This window comes from Agromyces sp. C10 (assembly GCF_023217995.1).
GTDB lineage: Bacteria > Actinomycetota > Actinomycetes > Actinomycetales > Microbacteriaceae > Agromyces > Agromyces indicus.
This window is the reverse complement of record NZ_JALPSX010000004.1, coordinates 93,413-113,224: the sequence shown is the minus strand read 5'-3', so window position 1 is coordinate 113,224 and position 19,812 is coordinate 93,413. Positions and strand designations below refer to the sequence as shown.

The 19,812-nt window shown below is 72.1% G+C and carries 18 protein-coding genes and 1 tRNA gene; 11 read left to right on the top strand and 8 right to left on the bottom strand.

Going from position 1 to position 19,812, the window contains the following annotated elements; genetic code table 11:
* The first annotated feature begins 150 nt into the window (after nt 1-150).
* Nucleotides 151-227: transfer RNA gene (locus tag M1L56_RS05760), tRNA-Met, on the top strand.
* Nucleotides 228-305: 78 nt separating this feature from the next.
* Here the strand turns inward: M1L56_RS05760 and M1L56_RS05755 are convergent.
* Together M1L56_RS05755 and M1L56_RS05750 are read right to left on the bottom strand one after the other, a co-directional pair.
* Nucleotides 306-986 carry a TMEM175 family protein gene (locus M1L56_RS05755; RefSeq protein WP_248598513.1) on the bottom strand — a complete coding sequence of 227 codons (681 nt, stop codon included), beginning with the start codon at nt 984-986 and terminating at the stop codon, nt 306-308.
* A gap of 194 nt (nt 987-1,180) precedes the next feature.
* On the bottom strand, nt 1,181-3,400 hold the full coding sequence (locus M1L56_RS05750) for an immune inhibitor A (protein WP_248598512.1): 2,220 nt from the start codon (nt 3,398-3,400) through the stop codon (nt 1,181-1,183).
* 173 nt (nt 3,401-3,573) lie between these two features.
* On the opposite strand from M1L56_RS05750, the gene M1L56_RS05745 reads away from it, so the two are divergent.
* Entirely contained in the window at nt 3,574-4,200 is a 627-nt protein-coding gene (locus M1L56_RS05745) for a cyclodeaminase/cyclohydrolase family protein (protein ID WP_067949025.1), read from the top strand.
* 10 nt (nt 4,201-4,210) lie between these two features.
* Nucleotides 4,211-5,044 carry a carbon-nitrogen hydrolase family protein gene (locus M1L56_RS05740; protein WP_248598511.1) on the top strand — a complete coding sequence of 278 codons (834 nt, stop codon included), beginning with the start codon at nt 4,211-4,213 and terminating at the stop codon, nt 5,042-5,044.
* On the opposite strand, the gene M1L56_RS05735 is transcribed toward M1L56_RS05740, so the two are convergent.
* The gene (locus M1L56_RS05735) at nt 5,007-6,245 is read right to left on the bottom strand and encodes an aminotransferase class I/II-fold pyridoxal phosphate-dependent enzyme (protein ID WP_248598510.1); all 1,239 of its coding nucleotides are present in this window, start codon (nt 6,243-6,245) and stop codon (nt 5,007-5,009) included. The two genes, M1L56_RS05740 and M1L56_RS05735, sit on opposite strands and share 38 nt — an antisense overlap.
* A 145-nt stretch (nt 6,246-6,390) precedes the next feature.
* Here M1L56_RS05735 and M1L56_RS05730 point away from each other — a divergent pair, with 145 nt between their 5' ends.
* The 5 genes from M1L56_RS05730 to M1L56_RS05710 all read left to right on the top strand — a co-directional run bounded on the left by M1L56_RS05730 (nt 6,391) and on the right by M1L56_RS05710 (nt 12,266).
* Nucleotides 6,391-8,058, top strand: a complete 1,668-nt coding sequence (locus tag M1L56_RS05730; RefSeq protein WP_248598509.1) for a S1C family serine protease — start codon at nt 6,391-6,393, stop codon at nt 8,056-8,058.
* 117 nt (nt 8,059-8,175) lie between these two features.
* Nucleotides 8,176-9,231, top strand: coding sequence for a glycosyltransferase family 2 protein (locus tag M1L56_RS05725; RefSeq protein WP_067950093.1), 1,056 nt, complete (start codon nt 8,176-8,178; stop codon nt 9,229-9,231).
* A 2-nt stretch (nt 9,232-9,233) separates the two neighbouring features.
* Complete coding sequence (locus M1L56_RS05720; protein ID WP_067950091.1) at nt 9,234-10,046, top strand: CDP-alcohol phosphatidyltransferase family protein; 813 nt, start codon at nt 9,234-9,236, stop codon at nt 10,044-10,046.
* Nucleotides 10,033-10,932 carry a glycosyltransferase gene (locus tag M1L56_RS05715; protein WP_248598508.1) on the top strand — a complete coding sequence of 300 codons (900 nt, stop codon included), beginning with the start codon at nt 10,033-10,035 and terminating at the stop codon, nt 10,930-10,932. The genes M1L56_RS05720 and M1L56_RS05715 overlap by 14 nt, the downstream gene beginning before the upstream one ends.
* 29 nt (nt 10,933-10,961) lie before the next feature.
* Nucleotides 10,962-12,266 (top strand): hypothetical protein, encoded by a 1,305-nt coding sequence (locus tag M1L56_RS05710; protein ID WP_067950087.1) that lies wholly within the window; start codon nt 10,962-10,964, stop codon nt 12,264-12,266.
* Here the strand turns inward: M1L56_RS05710 and M1L56_RS05705 are convergent.
* The 5 genes from M1L56_RS05705 to M1L56_RS05685 form a co-directional block, all read right to left on the bottom strand.
* A complete protein-coding gene (locus M1L56_RS05705) occupies nt 12,263-13,264 on the bottom strand; it encodes a hypothetical protein (RefSeq protein ID WP_248598507.1) in 1,002 nt (333 codons plus the stop codon). The genes M1L56_RS05710 and M1L56_RS05705 overlap by 4 nt on opposite strands.
* A gap of 64 nt (nt 13,265-13,328) precedes the next feature.
* Nucleotides 13,329-14,069, bottom strand: coding sequence for an ABC transporter ATP-binding protein (locus M1L56_RS05700; protein WP_248598506.1), 741 nt, complete (start codon nt 14,067-14,069; stop codon nt 13,329-13,331).
* Complete coding sequence (locus M1L56_RS05695; RefSeq protein WP_067950081.1) at nt 14,069-14,866, bottom strand: ABC transporter permease; 798 nt, start codon at nt 14,864-14,866, stop codon at nt 14,069-14,071. Before M1L56_RS05695 ends, M1L56_RS05700 begins: the two co-directional genes overlap by 1 nt.
* Nucleotides 14,867-14,980: 114 nt before the next feature.
* Nucleotides 14,981-15,673 carry an NTP transferase domain-containing protein gene (locus M1L56_RS05690; protein ID WP_067950079.1) on the bottom strand — a complete coding sequence of 231 codons (693 nt, stop codon included), beginning with the start codon at nt 15,671-15,673 and terminating at the stop codon, nt 14,981-14,983.
* 190 nt (nt 15,674-15,863) lie between these two features.
* On the bottom strand, nt 15,864-16,322 hold the full coding sequence (locus M1L56_RS05685; RefSeq protein WP_248598505.1) for a hypothetical protein: 459 nt from the start codon (nt 16,320-16,322) through the stop codon (nt 15,864-15,866).
* Between the two features lie 13 nt (nt 16,323-16,335).
* Between M1L56_RS05685 and M1L56_RS05680 the strand changes: the two genes are divergently transcribed.
* Genes M1L56_RS05680 through M1L56_RS05670 form a run of 3 tightly spaced genes read left to right on the top strand, consistent with a single transcriptional unit; the run spans nt 16,336 to nt 19,787 of the window.
* Nucleotides 16,336-17,928, top strand: a complete 1,593-nt coding sequence (locus M1L56_RS05680) for an ABC transporter ATP-binding protein (RefSeq protein ID WP_248598504.1) — start codon at nt 16,336-16,338, stop codon at nt 17,926-17,928.
* Complete coding sequence (locus M1L56_RS05675; RefSeq protein WP_248598503.1) at nt 17,904-19,478, top strand: hypothetical protein; 1,575 nt, start codon at nt 17,904-17,906, stop codon at nt 19,476-19,478. The genes M1L56_RS05680 and M1L56_RS05675 overlap by 25 nt, the downstream gene beginning before the upstream one ends.
* Before the next feature lie 21 nt (nt 19,479-19,499).
* Nucleotides 19,500-19,787, top strand: coding sequence for a DUF3039 domain-containing protein (locus M1L56_RS05670; protein WP_067950077.1), 288 nt, complete (start codon nt 19,500-19,502; stop codon nt 19,785-19,787).
* The last annotated feature ends 25 nt before the right edge of the window (nt 19,788-19,812 follow it).

Sequence of the window (19,812 nt, the reverse complement as noted above, 5' to 3'; positions counted from 1 at the left end):
CGGTGGTCGAGTAGGACGCGAAGCGCCCGTACCGAGGCCGCCCCGCGGACCGCGAGCGAACCGCTCCGCACCCCTTCGAGGCCCGAAACGCCCGGCCCGCGCCCCCGATTCGACCGCGGTCCGAGCCCGTGCTAGTGTTATCTCTCGTGCCGCGGGGTGGAGCAGTTCGGTAGCTCGCTGGGCTCATAACCCAGAGGTCGTAGGTTCAAATCCTGCCCCCGCAACCACGTGGCGAGAAATCGCCTCAGAAAGCCCCTCCTTCGGGAGGGGCTTTCGTCGTTCCGGGCCCCGCTCCGGGTCATCCGTCAGTGCGCCTTGATGCGCCCGTTGCGACCGCCCCGCTGGAGGAATGCCGGCCCGTGGTCGATGCCATGGCTGGTCACGCCCCAGTAGACGGGCACGAGCAGGAAGCCCACCGACGCCACGAGCGGGTGGATCAGGATGCCGGCCGCTCCGGCGATCAGGTAGAGCACGAACCCGATGAGCGCGCGCGGGCGCTCGCGCGCGAAGTACGCGTCGTCCACCTCGTCGTTCGTGAGATCCGGATGCCGCGCCAGGTACGAGAAGAACGCCAGCCAGGCCAGGCACAGTACTGCGCCGACGAGCGCGTACAGCACGACGGCGACCCGCTCGGCCGTGAGGTCGCCCGTCCTGGCTGTCTCAGCGATCACCGCGGTCGGCCAGGGCACGAGCGCGAGGGTTGCGAGGATCCCGAGGTTCGCCCACTGCAGGCCGCGGTCCATCTCGCGGATCCGGGTGAAGGCGGCCTTGTGGTTCAACCAGATCACGGCCAGGTAGAGGTACGAGGCCGCATATGCCAGGTAGGTGGGCCACTCGCCGAGCAGGGCATCCAGCAGTTCGCCGGGTTCGGCGTCGGGCGGCTTGAGCTCGAGCGCCAGGAGCGTGATGACGATGGCGATGACGGCGTCGCTGAAGGCCACCGCCCGGCTGGTGTCGGAACGTGCGGCTCGGCTTCGATGTCGCATCCGGGCATTGGTCACTCGTCATCATGAGCGCGCGCCGAGCGATCGGCGTAGGGGGTTCCCACGGGGCGGTGAGCGGAGGACAACGCGCCGCGCCGCGGCGAGGTCGATCAGCGGCATCCGCTCGCCACGGCGCCCGGAACCGGAGGGAGGCCCCGGTCCGATCGGACCGGGGCCTCCTAGGGGGCGGTGCGGCGTCAGCCGCGCTTGCCCTTGCCGGTGTTCGTCACGCCGAGCGAGTAGCCCGCGTCGAGCGTGTCGAGGTCGCCGGTGGGCAGGTTCGAGACGAGCGTCGCGAAGTCGCGGTTCTTGCCCTTCGCGCACGACGTGTCGAGGCCCGACATCGAGATGTCGTCGCCCTCGAGGCGGTACACGTGGTTGCCCGCCTCGTCGACGATCTCGAAGTCCGACTCCACGCCGGGGGTGAGGTCGCAGCTCGCGACGACCTGGAGCGTCCAGTTGTTGTCCTGGAGGCCCGTCGTCTCGATCCACTCGCCGTCGGCCGAGGACACCGCGGCGGCCTCACCGTCGACCATGACGTCGTCGACGAACCACCCGGTGTCGAGGTACGCGGCATCCGTCGAGTACCGGAAGCGCACGTCGGTCGTGCCCGCCGGGAGGTCGGCGGAGAGGTGCACGTACTCGGGCTCGTCGACGAAGTACTCGCCGCCCGAGGTCCCGGTGAGGCCGTTGCCCTCCGCGTTGTTGCCGTGCGGGTCGGTGTCGGTGGTCACCGTCGCGCCCGAGTCGTCCGTGAGGGGCACCGTCACCCACTCGTCGCCGACGAGCGCCTCGACGAATCCGTAGTCCCAGCCCTCCTCGATGAAGTGCCACGACCAGAAGTCGAGCGTCGAGGCCGCACCATCCGCCACCTCGACGTCGAGGACGTTGTCGGCCTGGCTCTCGTACCCGGCGTACCAGTGGGTGTCGCCCGTGTGCGGCGCGATCTGCGTGGTGTCGTCACCGTCGAGGCCCACCGTGACGGTCGGCCCCGGGTTGCGGAAGCGCTCGACCTGGATGCCGTACGGCAGGGCCGTGTCGGCCTGGCCGTTCTTGCGACGCTCCCACTTGGCGTCGGGCTGCGCTCCCTGGTTGGAGCCCCGGCCGTCCCAGAACTGGTCGTCGGCGATGTCGATGGTCCAGCTCGTCGACGCCGGGTCGCCGAAGTCGACGGCCTTGATGTCGAAGCGCTCGGAGTCCTCGTCGTCGAGGTACACGGCGACCGCCCAGTCCTGGAAGAGCTCCTCGGCCGAGCGCAGGTCGGCGCCCGTGGCCGCGTTGAACTCGTCGATCGCCGCCTGCACGCCCGCCATGCCGTCGGCCTGGTTCTCGAAGATGAGCTTGATCAGCAGGTCGCCGCCCGCGCCGTCGTACTCGAGGTCGGGCTCGTAGGTGCCGTCGCCGTTGCCGCCCGCCTGCTCCCAGAGGTACTGCATGTAGGTGTAGGCGGCGCCGTAGTTCTCGAGGCCGCCGGCCCAGCGCGTCAGGGACGTCTCGGCGTAGAACACCTGGTGGTAGGTCAGGTGCGAGCCGCCCACGTCGTAGCCGTTGAGGAACACCGCGAAGTCGGCGAGGCCCTCGTCGACCCAGCTGAGCTCGCCGGGGTCGCTGTAGTTGTGCAGCAGGTGCTCGAGCTCGTGCGCGATGACGCCCTCGTACAGCGTCGGCAGGTCGTTCGCCGGGTCGCCGTCGCGCCACTCCGCGTCGTTCGGCCCGACGCGGTTGGCCCAGTCGAACGCGTCGATCACGATGGTGTTCATGCCGGCCGAGTCGATGAAGTCCGGTGCGAAGTAGCCGGCGGTGTAGCTCGTCGCCGCGCAGTCGTAGTAGTTGTCGTCCTGCACGTTGTAGACGAGCATCACGAGCGAGTCGCTCTCGGGGACGTCGGGATCGGCCGCATCCATGGGGCCGAAGTGCTCCTCGTCGACCGCGACGATCTGGTTCGCGAGCTGGTCGCCCATGTAGTCGATCTGCGCCTGCGTCAGGGTGAAGTCCGCGACGTCGCGGTCGGCGCACGGCACGAAGTCGTCGTCCGGGTTGTGGTCGAACGCCGGGTCGAGGCTGTCGACGCCGACGGGTGCGCTGCCGTCCAGGGGCGTCCCGGCCGGGACGTAGAGGTAGACCGGCGTCCCGTCGGGCGTCGCCCCGGCGTACACCCGGGTGAAGTCCTGGTCGTAGGTGCCGCCCGCCGCGCTGTCGTTGATCGGCAGCGTGATGGTGGGCTCGCCGGGCAGGTTCTCGTGGTCGTCGGCGTTCGCCGGCGCCGCGGTCGCCGCGAGGAAGCTCGCGGCGAGTGCTCCGACGGCGAAGGCGCCGATGGAGCGTCGGTGGTGCTCTGAGCACGGGGTTTCCCATCTGTCGTGGCCCCGCTGCCCGAGATGGTTCGTCCGTCGGCGTAGGGACCGATCGTGCGGCACGGCCGGGTTCGGTCGCGCGCCTGAACGGGCACAGTCCACCACGTCGCGGGCGAGGAAGACAGATCTTGTCTTCGGCGGAGCGATCGGCTTGACTACGCCTCCGCGGGGCCGTCGGCAGCCCCTGTCGCGGGCGGCGGTGACGGATGCCGCACGCGAGGGTCTACCGTCGAGCCATGGGACCCAGACTGACGGCCGACGAGCCGATCTCGGAGTGGCTGCACGCGCTCGCCTCGACCGGCGCGAACCCGGGCGGCGGTGCGGCCGCCGCGCTGATGACCGGGATGGCCGCAGCCCTCGTCGAGATGGTCGTGGCGCATCGCAAGCCGCACGCGTCGCCCGAGGAGGAGATCCGCCAACAGTGCCTGGCGGCGTTCTCGGCGGCGATGCGCGAGACCGCGCCCGGGATGGCGGATCGGGACACGGCCGCCTCGTCGGGCTTCGCCGACGCGAGTCGGCGGGACGACGCGGAGAGCCGCGCGACGGCGATGCGCGAGGCGAGCCTCGCGGCGGCCGAGTCGTCGGCCGCGCTCGGCCGATTCGCCGCGAACCTGGTTCCCGTGCTCGAGGAACTCGTCGACGACACGAGCACCCTGCTGCTGGCCGACGTCGGCACGGCCGCGGCGACCCTGGCCGCGAGCACGCGCGCCGCCGCCCTGAACATCGGAACCGATCTCAGGCTGTCCGGGGAGGACGGCGCGGGGCGGTCCGACCTGCTCGACGCGTTCGACGAGCTGGAGGCCACGACGCGCGAGCTCGACACCATCGTCCACCGGGTCCGCGCCCGGATCGTGCAGGCCTAGGCTGAAGGGCATGCAGACGGATGCCGCGGGCTTCGCGCTCGCCGTCGCCCAGTTCGCCCCGGACGACGACGCCGAGGCGAACCTCGCCGAGATCGAGCGCCTCGCGGAACTCGCCGTGGCGCGGGGTGCGCGACTGGTCGTCTTCCCGGAGTACTCGAGCTGGTTCACGGCCTCGCCGTCGGAGGCGTGGCTCGACGCCGCCCAGCCGGTCGACGGGCCGTTCACGGCCGCGCTGGCCGCGCTCGCCGACCGGCTCGACGTACACCTCGTGGCGGGCATGATCGAACGGCTCGACGGGCAGCGACGCGTCGCGAACACCGTCGTCGCCGTCGCGCCGGGTGCCGGGGTGGTGGCGCGCTACCGCAAGCTGCACCTGTACGACGCGTTCGGGCAGCGCGAATCCGAGTGGGTCGCTCCCGGCGAGGTCACCCCGCCCGAGCTGTTCGAGGCGGGCGGACTGCGGTTCGGCCTGCAGACCTGCTACGACGCGCGCTTCCCGGAGGTGTCGCGTCGCATCGTCGACGCGGGCGCCGACGTGATCTGCATGCCCGCGGAGTGGGTGCGCGGTCCGCTGAAGGAGGCCCACTGGCGCACCCTGACCACGGCGAGGGCACTCGAGAACACGATCTACGTCGCCGCAGCTGACCACGCGCCGCCCGTGGGGGCGGGCAACAGCATGGTCGTCGACCCGATGGGCGTCGAGGTCGCGACGATCGGCGAGCAGACGGATGTCGCGATCGCGTGGCTGTCCCGGCAGCGCATCGAGTCGGTGCGCCGGCTGAACCCGGCCCTCCGCCTGCGCCGGTTCACGGTCGCCGAGCGTCCGCACCCCGCCGTCGACTGAGCGACGCGAGCCGGGCCGACGCCTCCTCGAGCACCTCACGCCGCTTGCAGAACGCGAAGCGCACGAGCGTCCGCACCGAGTCGCGACGGTCGGGGTGCACGAATGCGGTCACCGGAACGCCGACCACGCCAGCGCGATGCGGGAGCTCCCGGCAGAACGCGGCCGCGTCGGAGGCGCCGAGGGGCGCGGCATCCGCGACCGCGAAGTACCCCGATCGCGGCACCGCCGTCGTGAACCCGGCGGCGTCGAGCCCGCGCACGAGCACGTCCCGCTTGGCGGCGAGGGCGGCTGCGGCATCCGCGAAGTAGGTGTGGGACAGGTCGAGCCCGGCCGCGATCGCGGGCTGGAACGGCGCGCCGTTGACGAACGTGAGGTACTGCTTGACCGCGAGCACCGCGGTCACGAAGTGGGCGTGGCCGGTGAGCCATCCGATCTTCCACCCGGTGGTGTTGAAGGTCTTGCCGCCGGACGAGATCGACACGGTCCGCTGCCACGCGCCGGGGAGGGTCGCGATCGGCACGTGCCTGCCGTCGAAGACGAGGTGCTCGTACACCTCGTCGGTCACGATGAGCGCGTCGTGCCGGTGCGCGAGCTCGACGACGAGCTCGAGGGTCGCCCGATCGAGCACCGCCCCGGTCGGGTTGTGGGGCGAGTTGAGCAGGATGACGCGCGTGCGGTCGGTCACGGCGGCGCGGAGCTCGTCGTGGTCCGGCGCCCAGTCGGGGAAGCGCAGCGGCACCGTGCGGTGGACGCCGCCGGCGCGCGCGACGAGCGCGGCGTAAGCGTCGTAGGAGGGCTCGAAGGTGACGACCTCGTCACCGGTGTCGACGAACGCGAGGATGGCGGCCGCGAGCGCCTCGGTCGCGCCGGCGGTGACGAGCACCTCGCGGACCGGGTCGACCTCGAGGTCGTACCAGCGTCGCTGGTGACGCGCGATCGCCTCGCGGAGCACGGGCATCCCGGGCCCGGGCGGGTACTGGTTGACGCCCGAGGCGATCGCCTCGCGGGCCGCGTCGAGCACCTCGCGCGGACCGTCCTCGTCGGGGAACCCCTGGCCGAGGTTCACGGCTCCGGTCTCGAGGGCGAGCGCGCTCATCTCGGCGAACACGGTCGGCGCGACGGTGCCGTTCGCCGCGAGCAGGCCCGCTCCGGCGGCCGTCCGCTGCCAGGGGGCGAGGTGCGGTGCTCCGGTGTCATCCACGCTCACACCGTACGTCACGCTCGGGCGGATACGCTGTCCGATGCGTCCGGGCGGTTCCCGGTGCCGGCACAGCCGGGTCATAGGAACCGCAGAAGCCTCGCACAGATCCACGGGCGATGCTGGCATTCGCTGAAGGGAGCGACACATGACCGACACCACCCCCGGCGGGCACGAGCACGACCCGGACACCCGCCCGCAGGACGAGGCGCGGGCCGCGACGCCCGCGGCCCCCGCGACGCCCGCATCCTCCGCCGCGCCGGCCCAGCCGGAGTCGGCGCCCGAGACCCCCGCGGCGTCTCCGGAGCCCACCGCTCCGGCGCCGTCCGCCGCGCCCGAGCCCGAGGCACCGCGCCCCACCGGCACGGTCTACGCTCCGGGCCAGGCGCCGCAGCCGTACGTGGCGCCGCAGTACCGGCACGAGCCGGCGACCGCGCCCGCGCCGGGGGAGACCGCCCCCACGACCCCGCTCACCGGCGCTGCGGCCGCCGCGACCGCCGCCTCCGCGCCCCACGCCGCGCCCGCCGCGGGCCGCCCGGACGACGGCGGCGGCTCCGTGCCGCCCGCGTTCGGCGGACCGGCGCCCGCCGCATCCGCTGCCCCCGAGGGCCCGCAGAAGCGCCGGGCCGGGTTCGGCATCGCCGCCGCGGTCGTCGCGGCCGCGCTCATCGGCGGCGCGTCCGGCGCGGGCATCACCGCGCTCATGAACGACGACGGCGACGACACCGTGCTCCAGTCGAGCACGGGCGAGCGGATCGTCATCAACGACACGGAGTCGGTGAACCAGATCTCGGCGGTCGCCGCAGCGGCGAGCCCGAGCGTCGTCACCATCGCGGTGTCCGGCGGCCAGGGCCAGGGCACGGGATCCGGCGTGATCCTCTCCGAGGACGGCTACGTGCTCACGAACACCCACGTGGTGACGCTCGACGGCGCCACGGGCGACCCGAGCATCCAGGTGCGCACCGACGACGGCCGGCTGTACTCGGCCGAGCTCGTCGGCACAGACCCGCTGAGCGACCTCGCCGTGATCAAGCTCGTCGACGCGTCCGGCCTCAGCCCGATCGAGTTCGCCGACTCCGACGAGCTCAACGTCGGCGACACCGCGATCGCGATCGGCGCACCGCTCGGCCTGTCCGGCACGGTGACCAACGGCATCGTGAGCGCGCTGAACCGCAGCATCGACGTGCAGTCCGCCGCGGCGCCCGAGACGCCCGACGACGGCGGCCAGGGCGAGGGCGAGCAGGGCGAGAGCCCGTTCGACTTCTGGAACTTCGACGTGCCCGGCCAGCAGGGGCAGTCGCAGGGCAGCGGCCTCATCTCGATCCCGGTGATCCAGACGGATGCCGCGATCAACCCGGGCAATTCCGGCGGTGCGCTCCTCGACTCCGAGGGTCGGCTGATCGGCGTCAACGTCGCGATCCTCTCGGCGGGCGGCTCGTCGGGCGAGGCCGGGAACATCGGGGTGGGCTTCGCCGTCCCGTCGAACCTCGCCGAGCGCGTGGCGAACGAGATCATCGAGAACGGTGCGGCCACGCACGGCCTCCTCGGCGCGACCGTCACGTCCGCGCAGGCGGCGGGGGAGGGCTCGACCGTGGGCGCGCTCATCTCCGAGGTCACGCCGGGCGGTGCGGCCGAGGCGGCGGGACTCGAGGCGGGCGATGTCGTCACGGCGCTGAACGGCATCCCCATCACCGACCAGACCGACCTCACCGCGCAGGTCCGGGCGCTCCCCGGCGGCGCCGATGCCGAGCTGACGTACACGCGCGACGGCGAGTCGAGCACGGTCACCGTGACGCTCGGCACCTTCGAGGGCTGATCGCGTCGTCGTCCCTTCGGACGGGGCCCGGACCGCATGCGGTCCGGGCCCCGTCGCGTCCCGGTCGGCGCACCCCCTGCTGCTAGGCTCGATCGACCCAGTGCACGAGTGAGGACCATGCCCGAGCAGCACCATCCGGCGGAGCTGTCGCCGCCGATCGGCGTCTCCTACGTCATGCCCGTGTTGAACGACGCCTCCCATGTGCGCGCGGCCGTCGCGTCGATCCTCGAGCAGGACTACGACGGGCCGGTCGAGGTGCTCATCGCACTGGGCCCGTCGATCGACGGCACGAACGAACTCGTCGCCGACCTCGCCGAGCGCGACGCCCGCGTGCGCGTGCTCGAGAACGCGGTCGGGTCCACGCCCGCCGGCCTCAACATCGGCATCCGCGCGGCCGCTCACCCGGTGGTGGTCCGGGTGGACTCGCACTCGATGCTGCCCGCCGAGTACACGCGCATCGCCGTCGAGACCCTCGTCCGCACCGGCGCCGACAACGTCGGCGGCATCATGGACGCCCGCGGCGAGACGTCGTTCGAGCGCGCGGTCGCGCTCGCCTACACGACCCCCGTCGGCCTCGGCGGGGCCGCGTTCCACGTCGGCGGCCAGGAGGGCCCGGCCGACACCGTCTACCTCGGCGTCTTCCGGCGCAGCGCCCTCGAACGCGTGGGCCTGTTCGACGAGACCATCAAGCGCGGGCAGGACTGGGAGTTGAACCGGCGCCTGCGCGACACCGGCGGAACCGTCTGGTTCACCCCGGAGCTCGCCGTCACCTATCGTCCCCGTTCCACGGTGGAGCGGCTCGCCCGGCAGATGCTCTCGACGGGCCTGTGGCGTGGCGAGCTCGCGCGCCGCTTCCCCGCCGACAACGGCATCCGCTACTTCGTGCCGCCCCTGATGGTGGTCGGCGTCGTCGTCGGAACCCTGCTCGGGATCGGCGGCCTCGTGCAGCTCGCGGTGGGCGCGACCCCGTGGCTGCTCCTCGGCTTCGCCGTGCCGGGCGTGTACCTGCTCTTCGTGCTGCTCGCGGCGCTCGCGTACGCTCGCGGCCGCGGCGCCGGGGTGTTCGGTTGGTTCCTCGTGGTGCTGCCGTGCATCCACGTGTCGTGGGGAACGGGCTTCGTGCTCGGCTACCTCTCGCTCACGAGCAACATCGCGAGCCACACGGGAAGGTGAGCATGACGGAGACTTCGCCGGGCCGCGGGCGGCCGACGAGCATCGCCGAGCTGCGCGCGGTCACGCAGCCGCCCGAGGTGCGCAACCGCCGCAACGCGGAGCACTGGACGGCGTCGCTGTACCTCCGCGACCTCTCGCCCTACCTCACCTGGCTCCTGCTGCGCACGCGCATCTCGGCGAACGGGGTGACGGGGCTCATGATCCTCGTCGGCTGGTCGACCGCGGCGGCGCTGCTCATCCCGGGCGTGTGGGGTGCGCTCCTCGCGGTCCTGCTCGGCCAGTTGCAGATGCTCGTCGACTGCTGCGACGGCGAGGTCGCCCGCTGGCGCGGCACGCGGTCGCCCGCCGGGGTGTTCCTCGACAAGGTCGGCCACTACTCGACCGAGGCGCTGATCCCGATCGCGCTCGGCATCCGCGCCGCCGCGTATCCGCTCGAGTTCCCGGCCGACTTCCTGTGGACCACGGTCGGCGCGCTCCTCGCGCTCGTCATCGTGCTGAACAAGGCGCTGAACGACATGGTGCACGTGGCCCGGGCGAACGCCGGGCTGCCGAAGCTCGCCGACACCCACGGCGAGACCGCGCCCCGGGGCGGGCTCATCGCGAAGCTCCGCCGCGCCGCACGCTTCCTCCCGTTCCACCGGCTCTACCACTCGGTCGAGCTCACGCTGATCGCGCTGGCGGCGGCGCTCGTCGGCCTGGTCGCCGGCCAGCCCGAGGTCGATCGCATCGTGGTCCTCGCGCTGCTGCCGCTCGCGACGCTCGCGCTCCTCGGTCACTTCGTCGCGATCATGGCGTCCCGCCGTGTCCGGGCCTGACCTCTCGGCGGTGCCGCGCGTCGGCGTCGTCGTCCTCACGCAGGGGCGGCGCCCGGTCGAGCTCGCGCGCGGCATCCGGAGCGTGCTCGACCAGGCGGGCGTCGCGGTCGACGTCGTGTGCGTCGGCAACGGGTGGGACCCCGCGACCGCCGACCCGCGGCTGCCGGACGAGGTGCGCACCGTGCACCTGCCCGAGAACCTCGGCATCCCGGCCGGACGCAACCGCGGTGTCCCGCACGTCGCGGGCGAGGTGCTGTTCTTCCTCGACGACGACGCGTTCCTGCCGAGCCCGACGTTTTTCGCCGACGGATGCCGCCTCCTGGCCGAGCATCCCGACGTGGGCCTCGTGCAGCCCCGCGTCGTCGACCCGACGGGAAGCACCGCCCCCCGCCGGTGGATCCCGCGGATCCGCAAGGGCGATCCGGCGCACTCGAGCAACGTCTTCTCCTGCTGGGAGGGCGCGGTGCTCACGCCGCGCTCGGCGTTCGACGCGACCGGCGGCTGGGCCGACCCGTTCTTCTACGCGCACGAGGGCATCGAGCTGGCGTGGCGCGTCTGGGACTCGGGCCGACGCGCGTGGTACGCGGGCGACCTCGAGGCCGCGCATCCGGTGATCGATCCGGCGCGACACGCGTACTACTACCGCCTCAATGCACGGAACCGGGTGTGGCTCGCGCGCCGCAACCTGCCCGCGGTGCTCGTGCCGCTCTACGTCGGATCGTGGACGGCCATCCAGGTGCTGCGGTGGGCGCGGCATCCGAAGGCCCTCTCGGCCTGGTTCGCCGGGTGGCGAGCGGGATGGCGCGAGGACCCGGGGCAGCGGCGCCCCATGTCGTGGCGCACCGTGTGGCGGATGACGCTGGCCGGGAGACCGCCCGTCGTGTGAGGCCCGCGAGCGGCGGCTACCCTTGGACGGTGGGTTTGAGGACTGATGCGCGTCGTGCCGTGAAACTCGTCCAGAACGTCGTTCGCTCGCGGAGCGCGCAGCGACGGCTGGCACGGGAACTCGCCGCCCGACCGCCGCTCGAACCGCACCGGTACCGGATCGGCGTCTACTTCGCCGACGGCAAGGTCAACCTCTACCAGCTGCGCCAGTGGTACCAGCCGCTCGCCCGGCTCGCCGAGCGGCACCCGGTGCTCATCCTCAGCCGGGCCTCCGGCGCAGCGCTCCAGCTCCTCGAGGAGTCGCCGCTGCCCGTCGCGTACGTGCGCCGCGTCGCCGACCTCGAACAGGTCATCCACGACCAGGACCTCCACCTGGTGTTCTACGTCAACCAGAACGCCAAGAACTTCCAGATGATGCGGTACGGGCGCCGTTGGCACGTGTTCATCAACCACGGCGAGTCCGACAAGATGTACATGACCACGAACCAGTTCAAGGCGTACGACTACGCGCTGATCGCGGGGGATGCCGCCCGCACCCGCCTCGAGAAGGTCCTCTGGGACTACGACTTCGACAAGCGCGCGATCCCGATCGGCCGACCGCAGGCCGACCACTACCTCGACGGCTCGCCGCTGCCGTACACGCCCGACGACCGCGAGGTGGTGCTGTACGCGCCCACCTGGGAGGGCGACCGGGGAGCGGCGGCGTACGGGTCGATCGCCTCGCACGGCGTCGCGCTCGTGACGAGCCTGCTCGCGACGGGTCGTCACCGGGTGATCTACCGTCCGCACCCGCGGTCGGGAGTCGTCGACCACGAGTACGGCGCCGCCAACCGGGCCATCATCCAGGCGATCGGCGCGGCGAACGCGGCCGACCCGACCGCGCAGCACGTCTTCGACGACGGCCCGGCCCTCGGGTGGCAGCTCGCCGCGGCGGATGTCGCGATCGTCGACATCTCGGCGATGGTCTACGACCGTCTCGCCGCGGGTCGGCCGCTGCTCGTCACGCGACCGGTCAATCCCGAGGCGCAGATCGACACGGGCGGCTACCTGTCGGCGTGCGAGTGGCTCGACGCCGCCGACGGCGAGGCGATGGCGGCGCGCGTCGACGAGGTGGCGCACGACGAGGCGGCGCTCCAGCGGCTGGGGTTCTGGGTCGAGCGGTACTTCGGCGACACGACGCCGGGCGCGACGACCGCGCGATTCCATGCGGCGGTCGACCGACTCATGGCCGAGTGGGAGCGCTTCGCGGCGCTGCACGCCGACGACCCGGAGATCGAGGAGCACGACGCGGAGGGCGAGGTCGCCGAGCGGTCCGACGAGATCGACGTCGACTAGCGGTCGGCTCCGGCCTCGGGCCCGTCGGGTGCCGGCGCCGGTGCGCGGCCCTCGACCTCCGACTGCTCGTCGTCGTGCCGGCGCCGGCCGATGGCACGTCCGGCCGAGCGGATGCCGCGACTCGTCACCCCGGCCACGGCCGCCCCGATGGACGCCCCGCGTCGCGCCGTCCGCGTGACGGCCGAGACGCCGGCATCCCGCGGCTCGAGTTCCACGGGAAGTATCGCGGGCGCCGCGCCGAACGCGAGCCGGGCGTGCTGGAGCACGCGCCGGCCGAGCACGTGGTTGCCCACGCCGCCGATGGCCGCGCCGATGCCGAACGGGATGGCGCGGCCGATGATGCCGGCGCCCCCGCGGACCGCGAACTGCTTGATGAACTTCCGTCGCAGCCGGTCGACGACCTGGCCCATCACGGCCTTGGGCAGGCTGCTCGTGATGATCTCGCCCCAGTAGGCGTCCCGGCTCACGCCGCCGCCGACGGCCCGGGCGGCGAACTGCTTGACCAGGTCGACGCCCTCGCGGCCCATCATGAGGGTCATGACGAGCGCGCGCGCGCGGTCGGGGTTCTCGACGTGCAGGCCGTGCACCTCGGCCACCGACTGCGCGAACAGCGCCGTCGCCTCGAGGAATGCGGCGGTCTCGACCCCCGAGAGCGCGAGCGTGACGCCCGTGCCGATGCCCGGCACCACGGCGGTCGCGCCGACGGCGGCACCGCCCGTCGTCACCGCGGTGAGGTAGCGGCGCTCCAGGATGCGCACGATCTCGTCGGGCGTCGCGTGCGGGTGGTTGCGCCGGATGGTGCGCAGGTGCGCGAGCACCACGGGCCGCTGGATCGAGATGAGCCGGTCGAGCCCGCGCTCGAGCCCCTCGGCCCGGTTCGCGGCATCCGGCTGCTGGTGCCCCGCGCTCGCGAAGGCGGGGTCGTCGGGCACCTCGGTGCCCGCCTCACGCGGGGCGCCGGGACCCATCGAGGTGATGCGGTGCACTCGGTCGGACATGGCGAGCATCCTAGGACGCCATCGTGGGAACCCGCCGCAGGATCGCAGGGCTTGACGATGCCGGTCAGCGTGCGCCGTAGTCGGCGTTGTACCGGTCGATGACCTCGTCTATGCCCGCGTCGAGCACCAGGCGGCCCTTGTCGAGGTACAGTCCGCGCGTGCAGAAGCGGCGCAGGTCGCGTTCGTTGTGCGAGACGAAGAACAGCGTGCGGCCGCTCTCGAGGAGTTCCTCGATGCGCCGGTAGCACTTCTCGCGGAACGCCTTGTCGCCGACGGCGAGGACCTCGTCGACGAGGAGGATCGGCTCGTCGAGCTGGGACACCACGGCGAAGGCCACGCGGACCTTCATGCCGCTGGACAGGTGCTTGTACGGGGTGTCGAGGAAGTCGGCGATCTCGGCGAAGTCGATGATCTCGTCGAACTTCGCGTCGATCTGCGCCCGGTTCATGCCGTGGAGCCCGGCGGTGAGGTAGACGTTGTCGCGCACCGTGAGGTCGTCGACGAATCCGCCCGTGATCTCGATGAGGGGGGCCACCCCGCCGTTGACGACGACCTCGCCCTCGTCGGGGATCAGCACGCCCGCGACGAGCTTCAGGAGCGTCGACTTGCCCTGGCCGTTGCGGCCGACCACGCCGATCGCCTCGCCGGGCAGCACGTCGACGCTGAGTCCGCGGAGCGGCCAGAACTCGTCCGGCCGGATCTTCCGACGGCTGCGGGAGAAGAGGTCCTTGAAGGTGCGCCGGCCCCGGCGGTTGCGGCGGAAGCGGATGCCGAGGTCGATGGTGCGGATGGCGGCGTCGGTCATCAGATCTCCTTCAGCACCTGACGCTCGGCGTTGCGGAACACCCAGAGTCCGACGGCGAGGAACGCCGCCGACATGGCCGCCGCGACGCCCACGGCGAACCAGTCGAGCTCACCGGGGAAGAAGCCCGCCCGGTAGAGGCTGAAGATGCCCGTGAGCGGGTTGAACGCGGCCCAGAAGTGGAGCGGCTCGGGCAGGTTCGAGATGCCGTAGATGATGGGGGAGGCGTAGAAGAGGAACCGCAGCACGAGCTTCGTCGCACGCTCGAGGTCGCGGAAGAACACCACGAGCGGGGCGACGATCATGCCGATGCCGGCGGTGAGCGCCGCCTGCAGCACGATCGCGAGCGGGAAGTACGCGAGTTCCCAGCCGACCCGGGCGCCGCCGAAGATCGCGAACAGCGCCAGCACGGGCAGGGCGAGCACGAACTCGATGCCCTTCGAGAGCACGATGCGGTTGACCCAGATGGTCCGCGGCAGCTTGGTCGACCGCACGAGCTTGGCGTCCTTCAGGAACGCCCGCGTCGAGTCGGACACGGCGCCGTTGAACCACATCCAGGGCAGGAGGCCGGCCAGCAGGAACACGATGTACGGCTCGGTGCCGACCAGTCGCTGGAAGACCTGGGTGAAGACGAACCAGTAGATCGCCGCCATCACCAGCGGGTCGAGGATCGACCACAGGTAGCCGAGCGCCGACGTGGTGTACCGCACCTTCAGGTCGCGCGTGGTCAGCAACCAGAGCGAGTGACGGTACTCCGACCACCGCGTCCGCGAGAACGGATGCGAGTCGGCGTAGCTCATGGCTCTCATCGTAGAGGCCCCGCGCACGGCTCCCGAACCGCGCGGGCGGGCCCCGACATGCGAGAAGCGGATGCCACGTGGCATCCGCTTCTCACGCTGTCGGTGGGGCGCAGGTCACACGAAGTGGTTGGCCCGCTCGAGGTCCTCGGCGAAGTCGATCTCGACCGCGTAGAGGTCGGAGACGTCCATCGGCTCGACGAGCATGCCGTTCTGCTCGATCGCGAGCTCGATGCCGCGCTCGAAGTAGTCCTGGTCGCCGACGCGCTGGAGGTGGGCGAGCAGCGTCGCCTTGTCGCGGCTGGAGATGTAGTTGATGCCCACGGCCTCGCCGAGCCCGCCCTTGACGGTCTTGGAGAGTTCCTTGATGTAGCCCTCGGCGCTCGTGGTGTACTTCACCTCTTCGTCGGACACCTTCGCGGTGTTCACGGTGACGAACGACTGGTCGCGCGCGATGAACGGCAGCGCCCGGTCGAGGATGCGCGGGTCGAAGACGACGTCGCCGTTCATCCAGAGCACGCCGCCGGGCTGCGATGCCTGCAGCGCGCGCATGAGCGACTTCGAGGTGTTCGTCTGGTCGTACTCCTCGTTGTAGACGAAGGACGCCTGCGGGAACGCCTCGATGATGTGCTCGAGCTTGTAGCCGACGACGATGGTCACCGCGGCGTTCCGACCGAACGCGTGCTCGATGTTGTCGAACTGCTGGCGCATGATCGTGCGGCCGTCGCTGAGCTCGGTGAGCGGCTTGGGGAGGCTTCGCCCGAGCCGGCTCCCCATGCCGGCTGCGAGGATCACGATCTGGGTGGTCACTGCATCTCCTTCATCGGTCGGATGAAGCGGCGCGCCGTGTCACGACGAGTTCGCCAGGAGTTCATCCGGAAGTTGTTGGGTGGACACGCCGTTATGCCGATCCTCAGGATACCGGGTCGGACTGTTCGAGCCCTACCCCTTGCGCCCGTCGTGGCGGTTTCGTGATGTGACGCCCAGCGGTTGCCCAGTTTCATGGCCCGAAACCCGGCGCGGCGTGCAGGGGATTCGGAGGCGGGGACGACGCGACTTGGTAGGTTGTCGTGGTGACTTCCGTTTCGCGATCAGGCCCTGACGACGAGACTCCCGAAGGCACCGGCACGGGGGTGTCCGCCGATCGGGGGGCGTCCGTCGCGCCCGAGACCACGGATGCCGCGGCGAGCCCGGCGCGTCCCGTGAAGGCGAAGCCCGCAGCCAAGCCGAGGTCGTCGGCGGCGCGGTCGTCGTCGGCCCGCACGAAGGCGTCGACGACGTCGAAGCCGGCAGGCGCAAAGTCGGGAGCGAAGACGAGCACCGCGAAGTCGGCGAGCACGAAGACGACCGCGGCGAAGGCGGATGACGCCCCGAAGGCGGATGACCCGAGCGGCGCCGACGCCGCGCCGAAGCCCGCCCGCAAGCCGGCCGCCCGCCGATCGAACACGACCGCGGCCAAGGCACCGGCGCCCGTGGAGGCTGGTCCCGCGGACTCCGACGCGACCGAGGCCGCCTCCGCGGCTCCCGGTGACGCCGCGACGTCGGCGGCGGCGCCCGCGTCCGCCGCGGCGAAGACCACGGCGGCCCGCAAGCCCGCAGCCCGCAAGCCCGCGGCCCGCAAGCCATCGTCGCGATCGACGGCCGTGCCCGCCGAGGTCGAGCCCGAGGCGGTCGACGCCTCGCCCGAGGAACCGACCGAGGCCGCCGCGTCGAAGCGCAGCGCCGCATCGCGGTCGGCGTCGTCGTCGGCCGCAGCGAAGCGCACGGCCGCCGCGAAGAACGCCCGGACGCCCTCCGTCTCGCTCGCCCAGGCGAAGGAACGCGCGGCGGACGCACGGAAGAAGGCCGTCGCCCGCCAGCGCGTGGCTGCCGCGATGACCACCGACACCACCGAGGCCGAGCGCCCGCCGCGCCGTTCCGATGACTCGGTCGCGCCGGCGAAGGCCGATCCGGCGCCCGTGGCGGAGGAGGCGCCGGTCGTCGAGGCGCCCGCTGAGGTCGTCGTCGTCGAGGAGCCGGTCGCCGAGGCGCCCGCTGAGGACGTCGTCGTCGAGGAGCCCGAGGCCGGCAGGTCGGTCGCCGAGGAGTCCCTGGCCGAGGAGCCCGCGGCAGCCGAGCCGGTGGTCGAGGAGCCGGTGGCGGAGGAGCCGGTGGCCGAGCCCGTCGAGGCGCCGTCGGAGGTCGACGACGACGCCCGTGCCGTGGGCGACGAGCGCGGCGTCGCCGTGATCCCGGTCGGCTCGTCGAAGCCCGCTCCGCGCAAGAAGCGCACCCTGCGGGTGGCCCGTCCGGCTCCGGAGGCCGCGTCGCGCGTCCTCGCGATCGACGGACTCGTGAAGCGCTACGGCGACACCACCGCCGTCGACGCGATCAGCCTCGAGGTGCGCGCCGGGTCGTTCTACGGCATCGTCGGGCCGAACGGCGCCGGCAAGACCACCACGCTCTCGATGGTCACGGGCCTGCTCCGGCCGGACGCCGGCACGGTGCACATCAACGACATCGACGTGTGGAAGGACCCGCGTGCGGCCAAGCGCGCGACGGGCGTGCTGCCCGACCGGCTCCGCCTCTTCGATCGCCTGACCGGTTCCGAGCTCCTCTACTACTCCGGCTCGCTGCGCGGACTCGACCACGCGACCGTGCTCGACCGCAGCGCCGACCTCGCGACCGCGTTCGGCCTCGAGGACGCCCTCGACCGTCTCGTCGCCGACTACTCCGCCGGCATGACGAAGAAGATCGCCTTGGCCTGCGCCATGATCCACTCGCCGCGGCTGCTCGTGCTCGACGAGCCGTTCGAGTCCGTCGATCCCGTCTCGGCGGCGAACCTCACCGACATCCTCGAGCGCTACGTGGCAGGCGGCGGCACGGTCCTGCTGTCGAGCCACAGCATGGACCTCATCGAGCGCGTCTGCGACTCGGCGGCGATCATCGTCGGCGGTCGGGTGCTCGCATCCGGACCGCTCGACGAGGTGCGCCAGGGGCAGACCCTCGAGGACCGCTTCGTCGAGCTCGCCGGCGGACGCAAGGCAGCGGAGGGGCTGGAATGGTTGCACAGTTTCTCCGACTGAAGCTCCGGCTGCTGCGGAACATCTTCCGACGCAGCGCCTGGCAGGTCGTCGGCATCACGGTGGGCCTCGTCTACGGACTCGGCGCCGCCATCGTCGTGTTCCTCCTGCTGTCCGGGCTCCGCGGCAGCGATGACGTGACCCTCGTGCGCGACGTGCTCGTGGTCGCGGGCTCGGCCGTCGTCGTCGGATTCCTGCTCGTGCCGCTCGTCTTCGGCGTCGACGACACGATGGACCCGCGCCGGTTCGCGCTCTTCGGCCTGCCCGACCGCACGCTCGCGCTGGGGCTCGCGATCGCCGCGACCGTCGGGGTGCCCGCGTTCGCGCTCGCCATCGCCCTCCTCGGCACGGTGGTGACCTGGTCCCGCGGGATCCCCGAGACGCTGCTCGCGATCATCGCGGCCGCCCTCGCCTTCGCGACGTGCCTGCTCGCGGCGCGCCTGACGGCCGGGCTCGGCGGACTCCTCCTCGAGACGCGCCGCGCGCGCGAGGTGGGCGGCGTCATCGGCGTGCTGCTCGTCGTGATGGCCGCGCCCGTCGTCGTCGCGCTCGCGACGGTCGACTGGGCCTCCTCCGGCCGGAGCGCGCTCGCGGCGATCGGCGGCATCCTGTCGTGGACCCCGCTGGGCGCGGCCTTCGCCGTGCCCGGCGACGCCGCGGCGGGCGAGTGGGGTCCGGCCATCCTGAAGCTCGTCATCGCGGCGGCGACGGTGTGGCTCGCCTGGCGCGCGTGGGAGCGACTGGTCGCCCACATGCTCGTGACCCCCGGCCGCGAGGCCGCGCCGCGGTCCTACCACGGGCTGGGGTGGTTCGGCCGGATGCCGCACGGCGCCACGGGCGCCATCGCCGCGCGCAGCATCACCTACTGGTTCCGCGACGCCCGCTACTGGGTGGCGCTCGTCATGGTGCCGGTCACCCCGCTGCTCGTGATCGTCCCGCTGGCCATCGCCGGCGTGCCCGCCACCTACCTCGGGCTGATCCCCGTGCCGCTCATCTGCCTGCTGCTCGGCTGGAGCCTGCACAACGACACCGCGTACGACAGCACCGCCGTCTGGCTCCACGTGGCCTCCGGGGTTCGCGGCGTGGCCGACCGCATCGGCCGCCTCGTGCCCGTGCTCATCTCCGGCGTCCTCGTGATCGGCCTCGGCAGCGCGGTGACCGTGTTCGTCATCAACGACTGGCGGCTCCTGCCGTCGCTGCTCGGCGTCAGCACCGCGCTCCTGCTCGCCGGGCTCGGCATCGGCTCGATCACGTCCGCGGCGCTGCCGTACCCGGTCGTGAAGCCGGGTGACAGCCCGTTCCAGCAGCCGCAGTCCAGCGGCACCGTCACCGCCCTCGTGCAGTCCGTCACGATGCTCGGCACCGTGCTGGTCGCGGCGCCCGCGATCGTGTTCGCCGGCCTCGGGATCTTCCTCGACCCCGCCTGGCATGCGGCGTCGCTCGCATCGGGCGTCGGCCTCGGACTCATCGTGCTCGTGCTCGGCGTCCTCGTCGGCGGCCGCGTGTTCAACCGCCGCGCCCCCGAGATCCTCCAGGCCGCCGTCCGCGCCTGAGTCGCGCGTAGAATCGAGCGCATGATCCGTCCCGTGCAGGCGAGCATCGCCGACCCCGACGCACCCGGCGGCGGCACTACGGTGCTCGACCGCGAACTCGAGAAGCTCCTCGAAGAGGAGGCCATCGAACCCGGCGACCACGAGCGGTTCTCGCACTACGTGAAGAAGGACCAGATCCTCGAGTCGGCGCTCACCGGCAAGCCCGTCAAGGCGCTCTGCGGCAAGAAGTGGACGCCGGGCCGCGATCCGGAGAAGTTCCCGGTCTGCCCGACGTGCAAGGAGATCTACGAGCGGCTGAAGCAGGGCTGACCCGCTCGCCGTGCGCCGGCGGGGA

Bases quoted from the DNA above. Each gene is read 5' to 3' on its own strand.
- M1L56_RS05740 (WP_248598511.1), top strand. From the start codon at position 4,211: ATGCAGACGGATGCCGCGGGCTTCGCGCTCGCCGTCGCCCAGTTCGCC.
- M1L56_RS05675 (WP_248598503.1), top strand. From the start codon at position 17,904: ATGGTTGCACAGTTTCTCCGACTGAAGCTCCGGCTGCTGCGGAACATC.
- M1L56_RS05700 (WP_248598506.1), bottom strand. From the start codon at position 14,069: ATGACCGACGCCGCCATCCGCACCATCGACCTCGGCATCCGCTTCCGC.
- M1L56_RS05695 (WP_067950081.1), bottom strand. From the start codon at position 14,866: ATGAGCTACGCCGACTCGCATCCGTTCTCGCGGACGCGGTGGTCGGAG.
- M1L56_RS05725 (WP_067950093.1), top strand. From the start codon at position 8,176: ATGCCCGAGCAGCACCATCCGGCGGAGCTGTCGCCGCCGATCGGCGTC.
- M1L56_RS05720 (WP_067950091.1), top strand. From the start codon at position 9,234: ATGACGGAGACTTCGCCGGGCCGCGGGCGGCCGACGAGCATCGCCGAG.
- M1L56_RS05755 (WP_248598513.1), bottom strand. From the start codon at position 986: ATGCGACATCGAAGCCGAGCCGCACGTTCCGACACCAGCCGGGCGGTG.
- M1L56_RS05745 (WP_067949025.1), top strand. From the start codon at position 3,574: ATGGGACCCAGACTGACGGCCGACGAGCCGATCTCGGAGTGGCTGCAC.
- M1L56_RS05670 (WP_067950077.1), top strand. From the start codon at position 19,500: ATGATCCGTCCCGTGCAGGCGAGCATCGCCGACCCCGACGCACCCGGC.
- M1L56_RS05730 (WP_248598509.1), top strand. From the start codon at position 6,391: ATGACCGACACCACCCCCGGCGGGCACGAGCACGACCCGGACACCCGC.
- M1L56_RS05705 (WP_248598507.1), bottom strand. From the start codon at position 13,264: ATGTCCGACCGAGTGCACCGCATCACCTCGATGGGTCCCGGCGCCCCG.